The following is a 13,690-nucleotide window of genomic DNA, read 5'->3' as shown; positions in this document are numbered from 1 at the left end:
ACGTCGCCTGTGCTGCGGGTCTGGCGGCAGGTATCAGACCGTACGGGTCAACCGGTCCGCCAGGAGCTTGGTGAACTTGGCCGGATCCGCCAGTTCGCCGCCTTCGGCCAGAAGTGCCATGCCGTAGAGCAGTTCGGCCGTCTCCGCGACCCCGGCATCGTCGGGCCGCTCGCTCTGGGCCTTCTTCAAGCCGGTGACCAGCGGGTGGTCGGGGTTGAGTTCGAGGATGCGCTTCATGTGCGGAACCTCCTGCCCCGATGCCCGATACATCTTCTCGAGGGTGGGAGTGATGGAGAAGTCGTCACCGACGATGCAGGCGGGCGAGGTGGTCAGGCGCGACGAGAGCCGCACCTCCTTGATGTTCTCCTCGAGCGTCGAGGTCATCCAGGTGAGCAGGTCCGCGAAGTCCTTCTCCTGCACCTCACGCGAGGCCTCGGTGGCCTTCTTCTCGTCCTCCGACTCGAGGTCGACGGCGCCCTTCGCGATGGACTGGAACGCCTTGCCGTCGAACTCGGGGACCGAACCGACCCACACCTCGTCGACCGGGTCGGTGAGAAGCAGAACTTCGATTCCCTTGTCGCGGAACGCTTCCATGTGCGGGGACGACTCGATCTGCTGTCGGGACTCACCCGTCATGTAGTAGATCTTGTCCTGCCCGTCCTTCATCCGCTCGACGTACCCGGCGAGCTTGGTCAGGCCTTCCTCCGAATGCGTCGAGGCGAACGACGAGAGCTCGAGGATGGTGTCGCGGTTGTCGGTGTCCGCGAGGAGGCCTTCCTTCATGGCCTTGCCGAACTGCGACCAGAACGTGTCGTACTTCTCCACGTCGAAGTCCTTGATCGTCGAGAGCACCTTCTTGGTGAGGCGACGACGGATCGCACGGATCTGCCGGTCCTGCTGGAGGATTTCGCGAGAGACGTTGAGGGAGAGGTCCTGTGCGTCGACGACGCCCTTGACGAAGCGGAGGTATTCGGGGATCAGGTCGTCGCAGTCGTCCATGATGAAGACGCGCTTGACGTAGAGCTGAACACCGACCTTGCTCTCGCGCATGAACAGGTCGAACGGTGCCTGGGACGGGATGAACAGCAGCGCTTGGTATTCGAACGTTCCCTCGGCCTTCATGGGGATGACCTCGAGCGGTTCGTCCCAGGCGTGGCTGACGTGGCGGTAGAACTCCTTGTACTCCTCCTCCGACACGTCGTCCTTGGAGCGAGCCCACAGCGCCTTCATCGAGTTGACCGTCTCGTCGGTGACGGTCTTCTCTCCGTCGACCTCGGTCTCGGACTTCATGCGAATGGGCCACGCGATGAAGTCGGAGTACTTCTTGACGAGTTCCTTGATCTTCCACTCCGACGTGTAGTCGTAGAGGTGGTCCTCGTCGTCGGCCGGCTTGAGGTGCAGGGTGACCGAGCTGCCCTGCGGAGCGTCGTCGACCTCTTCGATCGTGTACGTGCCCTCGCCGCTCGATTCCCAACGGGTGGCGGTGGATTCACCGGCGCGGCGGGTGAGGAGAGTGACTTTGTCGGCCACCATGAAGGTCGAGTAGAAGCCGATGCCGAACTGGCCGATGAGTTCCTCGGACGCCGCCGCTTCCTTGAGCTTGGCGCGCACCTCGGCGGTGCCGGACTTCGCCAGCGTGCCGATCAGGTCGACGACCTCGTCGCGCGACATCCCGATTCCGTTGTCGCGGATGGTGAGCGTCCGCGCGTCCTTGTCGATCTCGAGGTCGATGTGCAGATCGGACGTGTCGACGTCGAGATCCTTGTTCTGATAAGCCTCGAGACGCAGCTTGTCCAATGCGTCCGACGAGTTCGATACGAGTTCTCGAAGAAACGAATCCTTGTTCGAGTAGACCGAATGGATCATCAGGTCCAGTAACTGCCGGGTCTCGGCCTGGAACTGCAGTTCTTCGACTTGTGCGGTCACGTCACTCCTCCTGCGGGCGGGCTGGTCAACACGGGAATTTTACTCTTGACGGTCGAGAGGAACCGCCGCGGCATCGTGTCGAGATCGGTGACCGAAGAGCCGTGGACCTACGGATCGATGGTCGTGGTGATCCGCGTCGTCGACGGGGCGGCGGGCGTGGACCCGAAGCCGAACGTCACCGGCGGGGTCACAGGCGCGAGGTGGCCCATGTCGTCGCCCTTCCAGATGACCTCGGCGGAGGTGACGCGGCGCTGATCGCGGGCGCCGTAGTACTCGCGTCGGCCGAATCCGGCGGTTCCGCGAGTGCGGACGCCGCGCAACACGATCCGTGCGATGGGGTCGGTGATCGTGGCGAACCAGGGCGCGGTGGCGATGGGGCCGGGAACGAGACCGAGTAGCCGGCCCAGGGCGGTCTGGCTGCCGACGACGTACTTCACGGTGAGGTCTCCGGCGACCACCGTGACGGTGTCTCCGGACACCGAGTGCGTCACCGGGTCGATGCGGGTCTCGTCGAAGGTGTAGGTGGTGGTGACGAAGTCGCGCACGGCCTCGCTGGGTGCCAACAGGACGCGGTGGCCGTCGGCGAATTCCATCATGACGTCGGTGAACTCGCCGAGATGCGAACTCGGCCAGTGACCCACCACGAGTCGGGTACCGCTGGAGGTGCCGATGCCCGTTATGTCGCCGTCGAAGCGGAGTCGTGTCACGTTGTGAGCCTAGCTGGGCACACAGGAGCGGAGCCTGCGGAGCGACCGAGGCACACTGGAGGTATGACTGCATCCTCCACGCTCGGCCCGACGGCCTTCGTCCTCTTCGGCGCGACGGGCGACCTCGCGAAGCGCATGGTCCTTCCCGCGTTCTACCAACTGGCACAGGCGGGTCTGCTGCCGACGCAGTGGACGTTGATCGGCAACGGTCGCGGACGCAAGACCGGCGACGAGTTCCGCGACCACGTGCACGAGGCGCTCACCGAGTTCGGCCCCAAGCCCGAGGACGGGCCCTGGGAAGAGTTCTCGAAGCGACTTCGCTTCGCGGGCAACGGTTTCACGGTCGACGACCCGGGCGATCTCCCGTCGGTCGTCGCGGAGGTGAAGAAGGATCTGGGCGAGGACGCGCAGCTGGTGCACTACATCGCGTTGCCGCCGAGCACGTTCGTCGACTACACCGACGCGCTCGCGCAGCACGATCTGGTGGAGGGTGCGCGCGTGGTGTACGAGAAGCCGTTCGGGACCTCGCAGAGCAATTTCGAGAAACTGGACGAGGCGGTGCACAAGGTTCTGAAGGAGGATCAGGTCTACCGAATCGATCACTTCCTCGGTAAGGAGAGCACGCAGAATCTGCACATCCTGCGTTTCGCGAACGGGATGATCGGCGGCGTCTGGAACCGCGAGCATGTGGAGCAGGTGCAGATCGATGTCCCCGAGACTCTCGACATCGACGACCGCGCCGAGTTCTACGACGCCACCGGCGCCGTTCTGGACATGCTGGTGACCCACCTGTTCCAGGTCGCTGCTGAGGTGGCGATGGAGCCGCCGCTGAGTCTCGGCGCCGAGGACCTGCAGACCGCCCGCGAGTCGGTGATCGCCGCGTTCCGTCCGCTGAACACAGACGAGGTCGTGCTGGGTCAGTACGAGGGCTACACCGACGTCGAGGGAATTGCCGACGACAGCACGACCGACACGTACGTCGCCGCGCGTCTGTGGGTGGACACCGACCGGTGGCGCGACGTTCCGTTCGTGCTGCGGACCGGAAAGATGCTGGGTGTATCGGCGCAGCGTGTCAGCCTGATCTTCCGTCGCCCGGAGGGACCGGTGAAGCACCTGCCCGCCGACGGGGCCGTCCTGACGTTCGACCTGTCGGGGAACGGGAAGATCGACATGGCGATGACCGTCAAGGAACCCGGTCCCGACGCCGATCTCGCGATCGGCCACCTGACGCTTCCGCTGGAATCGGTTCCGGAGGCCAACCCGCTGACGCCGTACGCGCGACTGATTCTCGACGTACTCGACGGTGATCGCTCTCTCTTCACCCGGCCCGACGGTCTCGCCTACGTGTGGGAGGTGGCTGCCCCGCTGCTGAACGCGAGGCCGGCGGTGCAGTCGTACGCAGCGGGCAGTATGGGGCCCGCAGCGGCGGATGCGCTCGCCGAACCCGCGGGGTGGCTTCTGCACGACTGAACGGGGCGAGTGACGAGAAAGATGCTCTGCGACAGAGCTTTTGCCTCGTTCGGCGTACGGTCCGTGCGGCCAGAACGGGCAAACGGACTTTTAGTCACGAAGTGCTCCTCGGGGCCGTTCGGGCGGCGATAGCATCGCCGCGAGTGCTACCGATCGGTTGCGCTCGACACCCCAGCGGAAGGCTTTGCACATGCTCGGAGAACTCATCAGTCAGATCGTCGCGGGACTCACCAGTGGCCTCGGCGAGAACCTCGGAGAATTTCTCGCCGATCTGTTCGGCACGTCCGGCAGCGGCTTCTCCAGCTAGCTCCAGCCAAACGTTCTGCGCCGGTTGCCTTTTAACGGCAGCCGGCGCAGACGTTTTCCGGCGCACGAGTGTCTCAGCGTTCGGGCAACAGCATCCATGCGGCGAGGTAGAGCAGCACGACGGTTCCGAGCGAGACGAAACCCCCTGCCACCACGAGCGCGCGGACGAGTGCGACGTCCCAACCGGTGACCTGTGCGATGCCGCCGCACACGCCGCCGATCCACTTGTCGGATCCGGAACGGAAGAACTCTGTATCGGTGATTTTCGTGTCGAATGTCATGACCGAAATCATGCGTCGCGGTGCGGCCCGGCACATCGGGGACAACCCGGATCTGTCACCCTGAACTTTGCCGACCCCGAGAGCGCGGGAAGGGTTTCGCGGCTCGGTTCGTTGCAAGGTCCATGACCACCAAGAGCGCAACCTTCGACTTCTCCGGCTCCGTGGTACTGGTGACGGGAGGCGGATCGGGTATCGGGCTTGCCATCACGCACGCGTTCCTGGATGCAGGTGCGAACGTCGTGATCACCGGCCGCAGCCAGGATCGCCTCGAGCGAGCGTTGGCGGACATCGGGTCCGACAACGGTCTGGCCGTCGCGGCCGACGTCGGAAAGTCCGACGACGTACGCACTCTCGTCGACACCGTGATGTCCCGGTTCGGCAAGCTCGACGTCGTCGTCAGCAACGCGGCAGGATACGCGTCAGGTGATCTGACCGAGTTGCCCGAAGACGAGTGGGAGGCCATGCGGGCAACCAACGTCGACGGGTTCTTCCATCTCGCGAAGGCGACGCTGCCGCTGCTCGCGCAGTCGGGTGGCAATCTTGTTGCGGTGTCGAGTGTGTCGGGCCTGCTGGGTGATTGGGGCCAGGCCGGATACAACGCAACCAAGGCCGCCGTCTCGAACTTCGTCCGCTCGCTGGCACTGGACTGGGGCCCGAACGGCGTGCGACTCAACGCCGTTGCACCGGCGTTCACGGTCACCGACCTCACGCGCGACGTCCTGGACGGCGGCCCCCGAACGGCAGCGCTGGAGAACCGTACGGCACTCGGACGTGTCGGTCAGCCCGTCGACATCGCTCCCGCAGTGCTCTTCTTGGCAAGTGACGCGGCGCAATACGTGACCGGTGTGGTGCTCCCGGTCGACGGCGGAACTTCCGCGTCGACCGGGCAGGCACACATGTGACCGCTGGGCCCTGATCGTCACACGAATGCGAAGGGCTCACCCTGGTGGTACTTCTGCAGTGTCTCGGAGATGGTGCGCCGCGACGGCGGATGAAACGCGAAGGCGTGGATCGCCGACGCCAAGTACCCGATTTCCGGATTGCGGATGAAGTTGATCCCGCCGAGCGTCTCGACGGCGGCGGCCGTGGCGCGAACCAGTGATTCGCGAATAGATATGCGCGCCAACAACAGTCGTACCGAAATGTCTTCGCCGCGTTCGCCCTCGTCCACGGCGCGGGCGATGGCCTCGATGGCGCCCATCCCGGCCTCGACGTCTGCCGCCGCCCGAACGTATCCCTCGTAGTCGTTCTTGCCCGCCGCGAGGACCCGCTCGAGGAGGTTGCTGGCCGCGCCGAGGTAACTGGCCGCGACGAGCATTCCGAACCAGAGGTAGCCGGTCATCTCGGTTTCGCCGTCCGGGTCGTCCTCGCCGTTGAGCAGAACGAGATCGGCAGGCACCTCGACGTTTTCGAGCACCACCTCTTCGCTCTCGGCCCCCGCGAGGATCGGACTGGTCCAGAATTCGCGAACGCTGATGCCCGGGAGCGACGCCGGGATGAGCGCGATCGCACGCTCTCCGGTGTCGACTTCCACACTCGCAGTGAGCAAGTCCATCGATCGGGACAGGCTGCACGGCTTCTTGGTGCCGTTGATCACGTAGACGTCGCCCGTGCGTACCGCCTTCATGGTCGGAACGAACACGCTCCCGCCGGTCACGCCCTCCGAGAAGCCGGACGCGACGATCGCGTTCTGCTCGACCAGAGACTTCACCAGCGCACGGTCGTCGTCGCTACCGCTCTGCGAGAACTCGTGCAGCGTGGCGAGCGAGAGGTGGTGCATGGTCGTACCCGCTCCGAGTGACGGTGACCGGCTTCCGAACACCCGCTGGATGCGCACCACGTCGAGGGCCGACGCGCCCAGGCCGCCGGCGTCGGCGGGGATCGTCAACTTGGTCCCGCCCGCCGATCGGAACTGTTCGATCACCTTGCTGTCGTGGCCCTCCATCTCCATGAGCGGCGTAGAGTCGAGGTAGTCGAGCAGATCCGGGAAATGTTTTCTGACGAGTTCCCGCTCTCGTTCCATAAATGCGGTCATCACAATCCTTCGTGTTCACGATGATATTTCTGCTCTCGACGATAGCAACAATTCCGCATCCATGAAATGGCCCTGTATTGGGTAAAGAATCAGTAAATCACCCAAACCGGCCAATGGATTGTTTCGAAACCGAAAGTGCCTTGAACAGCATCGATGCCACACCGACTGACACTGTGACGGCAAAATTTCGACAGCGGCCAATCTGGCCGCACCGACGCTACGAATAATGAATATCCAGCGGATTGCACGGTAGAAAAATACTGCCTGTGACGCACGATCTCTCAGCCCGACGACGGTTCTTTTCCGCATGCGTCCGGGTGAGCCGGAACACGAAAACAAAGGTGACCATGTCCACGAACAGATTGGTCAAGCGGCTGCAGGGCGACGACCGCGTCGAACTCTTCCGTGCGGCCCGCGCCAGCGACTTCAGTCCGTACTTCCGGGTTGCCGAATCCGTCACCGCACCCGTCGTCCGCATCGAGGGCGACGAGAAGATCATGCTCGGGTCGAACAACTACCTCGGTCTGGCCGACCACCCGGCGATCAGGGCAGGTGCGCACGACGCACTGAACAAGTTCGGCGCCGCGGTGACGGGCAGCCGACTGCTCAACGGCACCCTCGATCTCCACATCGAACTCGAGAACGAGATCGCCGAGTGGCACGGAACCGACGACGCGCTCGTCTTCACGACCGGCTACCAGACGAACCTCGGAACGATCGCGGCGCTCGTCGGACCCGCCGATCGCATCGTGGTCGACGGCGCCGCCCACGCGTCCATCCGCGACGGCGCCGCTCTGTCGGGGGCGCGAGTGGTGAAGTTCGCGCACAACGACCTCGTCGATCTCGAGCGCGTGCTGTCCCGGCCGATGGAGGGCGACGGCGCCGTCCTCGTCATCGTCGACGGCCTCTACTCCATGGAAGGCGACCTGGCCCCCATGGACGCAATCGCCGCCCTGTGTACCAGGTACGACGCAGCGCTCATGGTCGACGAAGCGCACAGTCTCGGCATCTTCGGGCCGAACCGCACGGGTGCAGCGGAACTGTTCGGAGTGGCGAATTCGGTGGACGTCAAGATGGCGTCGCTGTCGAAGGGCCCGAGCTCCACGGGCGGGTTCATCACCGGATCGACCGATCTCATCGACACCCTGCGCGTACAGGCTCGCGCGTACATCTTCACCACGTCCGGTGTGCCGGCGGCGGTCGGCGCTGCGCTTGCCGCGGTCAGGTTGATCAGAAGCAGTGAAGGCGCCGACCGCGCCCGACGCGTTCTGGACAACGCACGGGTCCTCCGAGAGGGCCTTGCCGCGCAGGGCGTCACCGTCGGCGCGCTCTCACCTGCCCCCGGCGGCGAAACGGCGTCGCCGATCGTTTCGGTACACGTCGGGGACGACCTGCTCGCCGTGGGACTGTGGCGCAGCCTGTTCGACAAGGGTGTGTTCGTCAGCACCGCAGTGCATCCCGCGGTTCCGCGCACCGGCGCCATCCTCCGGCTCTGCGTGATGGCCGACCACACACCGGCCCAACTGGCCGAGGTGACCGAGAAGATCGCCGAGACCGTCGCCGAGAACAAGGCGTGGGTGTGAGAGTCGCCGTCACCGGCGCCACGAGTGACTTCGGGGCGGCAATTCTGCCCGCCCTGCTGGATGAATCGGACGTCGATTCGGTTGTGGGACTGGGTCGTCGAGATCTGACGATCACCCATCCGAAGCTCGAGTTCGTGCGCCGCGACATCAGAGCGGACGATCTCGAACAGATCTTCGCCGGTTGTGAGGTGGTGATCCACCTCGCGTTCGTCGTGGAAGAAATCCGCGACAAGTCGATCACCCACGACATCAACATCAACGGTTCACGCAACGTCATCGACTCGGCGTATGCAGCCGGAGTCTCGCGCGTCGTCGTGGCGTCGAGCATCAACGCCTACGGCCCGCGGCTGCGTGACGAGCCGCTGACCGAGGACGACTACCCCGAGGGCGACCCGGACCGCTACTACTTCCACGACAAGGCCGAGGTGGAGCACTACGTCGAGTGGTGGCTGCGTCGGCACCCCGGCGAGATGACGATCTCGATGCTGCGGCCGACCTACATCATCGGTCCGGCATTCGACAACGACGGCATCGACCAGTTGACCGGCCCCGTCGGTGTCTTCCCGCAGGCCGACCTGGCTCGGTACCAGTTCTTGCATCAGAACGACATGGTCGACGCGTTCGTCCGGGCAGCCAAGACCGACCTCGTCGGACCGTTCAACCTTGGTCCCGACGGAAGTCTCGGAGTCCGTGAGCTGGCGGCCATGCAGGGCCAGATGATGTTCGACGTTCCCGAGCGACCCGCGATCGTGTTGGCCGACATCGCTTTCCGGCTCGGGCTCACTCCCTTCTCCGGTCAGTGGGTGACCGCGGGCGAAACCGAAGTCGACTCGACGAAGCTGAAGAAGACCCTCGGGTGGGAACCCAGCATGACGTGCAAGGACGCGGCCGCGGTCATGATTCTGCTGCAGGGCAAGTCGTTGCTCCGCACCGACGACGCACTCCGAACGCACGCTGCCTGCGAGGCCGCGCTCGAACCGGCCACCCGACACTGCGGGACGCCGTCGACCCGGTTCGAGCACCTGCAGATCGAGTGGGGCTCGGGTCGATCGAACGCAGCCGGCGCCGCACACGTGGAACTGCACGACCCGGGCGACGGGCCTGTCGCAATCGTCGTCGTGCCGGTCGGGTCCCACGCGCGTTACCACTCGGCGTTCGCCGACGAGATCGCCGCCGCCGGCATTCGGGTTGCGCTGGTCGACCTTCCGGGCCACGGGCTCAGCACCGGGCGGCGAGGCCGCGTGAACACCGCGCAGGTGACACAGGTGCTCGACGCCGTCTCCGCCGAGGTGACCGATCGCTTCGGCTCGGTGCCCACCGTCGTCACGATCCGCCGCAGTCGCGGGCAACAGGGAACACTCGACACGATACGAACGCGGGTCACCGGATTGCGGACGGCGACGCCGATCAACCCGTCCGACCGGTTGCTTCCCGGCGCCGTCACCAGCCTCGGCGTCGTCGCGACCCACCTGGTCGAACGTCCCGACGAGGTCGTCGAGCTCGTCTTGCACCGAGTGTCCTGAGCCCTCCTGTTCACCGAGTGGTCACCGATTCGTTGCCGACCCGGTTTAGCGTCTGCGCTCGTGACCGACCTCGACGACCGCTTCGACGCCTTCTCCGCCGTCGACCTGTCCGATACGTCGCGCTTCGCCGTGCGCGACGACGACGATGACGATCCGGTGCTGCTCACCGTGCCCGACGGCCGGGTGGTGGACACCTGGCGCGAGGACTACCCGTACACCGAGCGCATGACGCGCGAGGAGTACGAGATGCAGAAGCGGTTGCTGCAGATCGAGCTCCTCAAGCTGCAGATGTGGACGAAGGACACCGGGAAGCGTCACGTCATCGTGTTCGAGGGACGCGATGCGGCCGGCAAGGGCGGCACGATCAAGCGGTTCATGGAGCACCTGAATCCGCGCGGCGCTTCCGTTGTGGCGCTGGAGAAGCCGTCGCCTCGGGAGTCGACGCAGTGGTACTTCCAACGCTACGTCGATCACCTGCCGGCGGCCGGCGAGATCGTCCTGTTCGACCGCTCCTGGTACAACCGCGCCGGAGTCGAGCGCGTGATGGGATTCTGCTCCGACCAGCAGCACGCACTGTTCCTGAAGCAGACACCGCTCTTCGAGCGCATGCTGATCGACGACGGCATCAGCCTCACCAAGTTCTGGTTCTCCGTCTCGCAGCTCGAGCAGCGCACGCGCTTCGCCATCCGCCAGGTCGATCCGGTTCGCCAGTGGAAGCTCTCGCCGATGGACCTTGCCTCGCTCGACAAGTGGGACGCCTACACCTCCGCGAAGGAGGAGATGATCGGCGCCACCGACACCGACCTCGCGCCCTGGACGACGGTGAAGAGCAACGACAAGAAGCGGGCTCGCATCAACGCGATGCGCTTCGTGCTCAACAAGTTCGACTACGCCAACAAGGACGTCGAGGTGGTTGGCCCGACCGATCCGCTGCTGGTGGGGCGGTCCCGGGACGTGATCGGCGAGTAACCCCCTCTGTGCGCGAAAAACGCCCCTGGAGGGGCCTTTTTCGCGCACAGGCAGGCGTAGCCTGCCCCCATGGACACGGTGGCGGTGCAGGTCGGTGACGGTGCGGTCCTGACGGTTCGGCTACACCCCGGCCCCGACGGTGCGCCGGTGGTGGTGATCGTGCCCGGTCTCGGGGTTCCGCCGGAGTACTACGACTTCGTGGCGTCCGCCCTGGTGAAGCGCGGGCTCAATTCCGCGACTGTGGAATTGGGGCGCGGCGGCTATCAGTCGATGGTGGCCGCCGACTTCCCCGCCATGTTCGAGGTGGTGCGTGAACGGTTCGACCGCAGCACGCCCTATCTGCTCGGCCACAGTCTCGGTGGTCAGCTGTCCATCATGTACGCGTCGCGCATCCGGGGCCGGCTCGGCGGACTGATCCTGGTCGCGTCGGGGTCGCCGTTCCACCGCGGGTACGGATTACGTTCGCCGGGAATGTATCTCGGCGCCGCGGCCGTCTCGTTCACCGCTGCGGTGGCGGGTCACTGGCCCGGTGATCGGTTGGGAGCGCAGGGTTTCGGGCGCCAGTCGAAGGAGTTGGTGTCCGACTGGTCCCGATTCGCGCGGACCGGAAAGATCGACCCGGTGGGTGCCGACATCGACTACGAGGAGCGCATCGCGCGCCTGACGCTCCCGGTGCTGTCCATCTCTATCGAAGGTGACGACCTCACTCCTCCGCGGTCGATGAAGAACCTCGTTGCCAAGATGCCGAAGGCGGACGTGACGATCTGGCACGAGCCGAAAGACCTGGGGCACAACGGCTGGATCGTCGACTCCTACGGAGTGGTCGAGCGTACGGCGCAGTGGATCAGGCAGTGACGGGGCTCAAGCAGTGAGCGTGTTCCACAACCAGTCGTAGGCGAGAGCCGTCTTGAACGCCAACTGCTTGTTGTCGGCCGCGCCGCCGTGCCCGCCCTCGATGTTCTCGTAGTACCGCACCCGGTGACCCTGCTCTTCGAGAACCGCCGCCATCTTGCGGGCGTGACCCGGATGAACTCGATCGTCGCGGGTCGAAGTCATGATGAGGATCGGCGGGTAGTCCGCGTCGGGGTCCACGCGTTGGTACGGCGAGTACTCGGAGATGAACGCCCACTCCTCGGGGTCGTCGGGGTTGCCGTATTCGGCCACCCAGGACGCGCCGGCGAGGAGCAGGTGGTAACGCTTCATGTCCAGCAGCGGAACCTGACATACCAAGGCGCCGAACAACTCCGGGTACGAGGTGAGCATGATGCCCATCAACAGACCGCCGTTGCTGCCGCCCTGCGCGCCGAGCTGTTCCGGCGTGGTGATGCCGCGTGCGACGACGTCGCGTGCCACCGCCGCGAAGTCCTCGCCGACCTTGTGCCGGCCGGCCCGCAGCGCCTGTGTGTGCCAGCTCGGCCCGTACTCGCCGCCGCCGCGGATGTTTGCGACGACGTACGTGCCGCCCCGCTCGAGCCACGCCGCTCCCATGGCGCCGCTGTACGCGGGGGTCATCGAGATCTCGAAGCCGCCGTACCCGTACATCAGAGTGGGGCCGGGTCCCGAGTCCGGACGGCGCACCACGAAATACGGAACGGCCGTGCCGTCGTCCGAGGTGGCGAAGAACTGCTCGACGGTCAGTCCGGTGGAGTCGAAGAATGACGGCGCCTGCTTCAGCGGACCAGCCGCCTTCCCCACCTCACCGAAGAGAAGCGTTGCGGACGTGAGGTACCCACTCGAATTGAGGAAGAACTCGTCGCCCCCCTCGTCGCTGTCGGTGCCGATGATCTCGATGTCGGTGAGCTCGGGGAGTCCGGTCATCGGCTCGACGGTCAAACCGTCGTCGCTCGGGGTGGCGACGAGAACAGCCGACTTCACATCTCGCAGAACCACCATGAGCAAGTGGTTTTCGGTCCAGGCGTACTGGTGCAAGGAGGTGTGCTCGTCGGGAGCGAACAGCACCCGCAGTTCCCGCGAGCCGGCCAGGTAGTCGTCGAAGTTCGCGGCGAGCAACGTTCCCGCGGCGTGCTCGGTGCCGCCGACCGACCACGGCGTCATCGTGCGAACCAGAAGCCAATAACGGTGTACCGAGACCGACGCATCGGTCGGGACGTCGATCAGAACTCGGGTCCCGTTGTCTTGCAACAGGTACGTCTCGGAGTTGAAGAAGTCGGTGGCACGTTGAGCGAAGCTGCGTTCGTACCCTTCGGTGTTGTCGTACCAGGCCGAGACGGCCACGTCTTTCGTCTCGCCCTCGAAGACCACGTCGGCCGTCTCGATCGGGGTCCCGCGGCGCCACCGGGCGGCGAGGCGGGGGTACCCGGAGTCGGTCAACGTTCCCTCACCCAGATCGGTTCCGACGAAGACCGTGTCCTCGTCGATCCACCCGATGTCCGTCTTTGCCTCACCGACGACGAACCCGCCATCGGCTTCGTCGCGGAATGTCTTTGTCTCGAGAGAGAACTCGCGCACCACCGACGCGTCGGCGCCCCCGCGCGAGAGCGTCACCAGAGCCAGTTTCTGCGCGGGACGCAGAACGGCTGCGCCCTTCCACACCCAGTTCTCCCCCTCGGCGTCGGCGAGAGCATCGAGGTCGACGAGGATCTCCCACTCGGGGGAGTCGGATCGGTACTGCTCCATGCTGGTTCGACGCCACAGTCCCCGTGGGTGATCGGCGTCCTTCCAGTAGTTGTAGAGGTGCGGGCCGCGTGCGCGCACGTACGGAATCCGCGCATCGGTGTCGAGGATGCTGCGAATGCGGTTTTCGAGATCGGTGAATGTGGACCCCGACGCGAGGTCGGACACCGTCGCGTCGTTGCGTGCGCGCACCCAGTCGAGTGCATCGTCGCCGGTCACGTCTTCGAGCCAGAGGTAAGGGTCGGTCACCGCAACA

11 protein-coding genes are annotated in these 13,690 nt (G+C 65.1%); 6 read left to right on the top strand and 5 right to left on the bottom strand.

Annotated elements, in window-relative coordinates; genetic code table 11:
* Nucleotides 1-33 precede the first annotated feature (33 nt).
* Together htpG and AC59JP_RS17075 are read right to left on the bottom strand one after the other, a co-directional pair.
* On the bottom strand, nt 34-1,926 hold the full coding sequence (gene htpG / locus AC59JP_RS17080) for a molecular chaperone HtpG (RefSeq protein ID WP_497326981.1): 1,893 nt from the start codon (nt 1,924-1,926) through the stop codon (nt 34-36).
* A 107-nt stretch (nt 1,927-2,033) separates the two neighbouring features.
* Nucleotides 2,034-2,633 carry a hypothetical protein gene (locus tag AC59JP_RS17075; RefSeq protein ID WP_497326980.1) on the bottom strand — a complete coding sequence of 200 codons (600 nt, stop codon included), beginning with the start codon at nt 2,631-2,633 and terminating at the stop codon, nt 2,034-2,036.
* Between the two features lie 63 nt (nt 2,634-2,696).
* Here AC59JP_RS17075 and AC59JP_RS17070 point away from each other — a divergent pair, with 63 nt between their 5' ends.
* On the top strand, nt 2,697-4,103 hold the full coding sequence (locus tag AC59JP_RS17070; protein WP_497326979.1) for a glucose-6-phosphate dehydrogenase: 1,407 nt from the start codon (nt 2,697-2,699) through the stop codon (nt 4,101-4,103).
* Between the two features lie 380 nt (nt 4,104-4,483).
* Here AC59JP_RS17070 and AC59JP_RS17065 read toward each other — a convergent pair whose 3' ends face one another.
* Entirely contained in the window at nt 4,484-4,690 is a 207-nt protein-coding gene (locus tag AC59JP_RS17065; protein ID WP_497326978.1) for a PspC domain-containing protein, read from the bottom strand.
* A gap of 122 nt (nt 4,691-4,812) precedes the next feature.
* Here AC59JP_RS17065 and budC point away from each other — a divergent pair, with 122 nt between their 5' ends.
* A complete protein-coding gene (gene budC, locus AC59JP_RS17060) occupies nt 4,813-5,592 on the top strand; it encodes a meso-2,3-butanediol dehydrogenase (protein ID WP_497326977.1) in 780 nt (259 codons plus the stop codon).
* 17 nt (nt 5,593-5,609) lie between these two features.
* On the opposite strand, the gene AC59JP_RS17055 is transcribed toward budC, so the two are convergent.
* Complete coding sequence (locus AC59JP_RS17055; protein ID WP_497326976.1) at nt 5,610-6,725, bottom strand: acyl-CoA dehydrogenase family protein; 1,116 nt, start codon at nt 6,723-6,725, stop codon at nt 5,610-5,612.
* 347 nt (nt 6,726-7,072) lie between these two features.
* Between AC59JP_RS17055 and AC59JP_RS17050 the strand changes: the two genes are divergently transcribed.
* The 4 genes from AC59JP_RS17050 (at nt 7,073) to AC59JP_RS17035 (ending at nt 11,655) form a co-directional block, all read left to right on the top strand.
* Complete coding sequence (locus tag AC59JP_RS17050; RefSeq protein ID WP_497326975.1) at nt 7,073-8,308, top strand: aminotransferase class I/II-fold pyridoxal phosphate-dependent enzyme; 1,236 nt, start codon at nt 7,073-7,075, stop codon at nt 8,306-8,308.
* Complete coding sequence (locus AC59JP_RS17045; RefSeq protein ID WP_497326974.1) at nt 8,305-9,831, top strand: NAD-dependent epimerase/dehydratase family protein; 1,527 nt, start codon at nt 8,305-8,307, stop codon at nt 9,829-9,831. The genes AC59JP_RS17050 and AC59JP_RS17045 overlap by 4 nt, the downstream gene beginning before the upstream one ends.
* A gap of 60 nt (nt 9,832-9,891) precedes the next feature.
* A complete protein-coding gene (gene ppk2 / locus AC59JP_RS17040; protein ID WP_497326973.1) occupies nt 9,892-10,800 on the top strand; it encodes a polyphosphate kinase 2 in 909 nt (302 codons plus the stop codon).
* A gap of 69 nt (nt 10,801-10,869) precedes the next feature.
* On the top strand, nt 10,870-11,655 hold the full coding sequence (locus AC59JP_RS17035; RefSeq protein ID WP_497326972.1) for an alpha/beta fold hydrolase: 786 nt from the start codon (nt 10,870-10,872) through the stop codon (nt 11,653-11,655).
* Between the two features lie 6 nt (nt 11,656-11,661).
* Here the strand turns inward: AC59JP_RS17035 and AC59JP_RS17030 are convergent, their stop codons facing one another.
* On the bottom strand, nt 11,662-13,683 hold the full coding sequence (locus tag AC59JP_RS17030; RefSeq protein WP_497326971.1) for a prolyl oligopeptidase family serine peptidase: 2,022 nt from the start codon (nt 13,681-13,683) through the stop codon (nt 11,662-11,664).
* Nucleotides 13,684-13,690: the final 7 nt, after the last annotated feature.

It is taken from the genome of Rhodococcus sp. 320_ES (assembly GCF_059691855.1).
The sequence above is the reverse complement of the archived record's forward strand: the minus strand, read 5'-3'. Positions and strand labels throughout refer to the sequence as shown.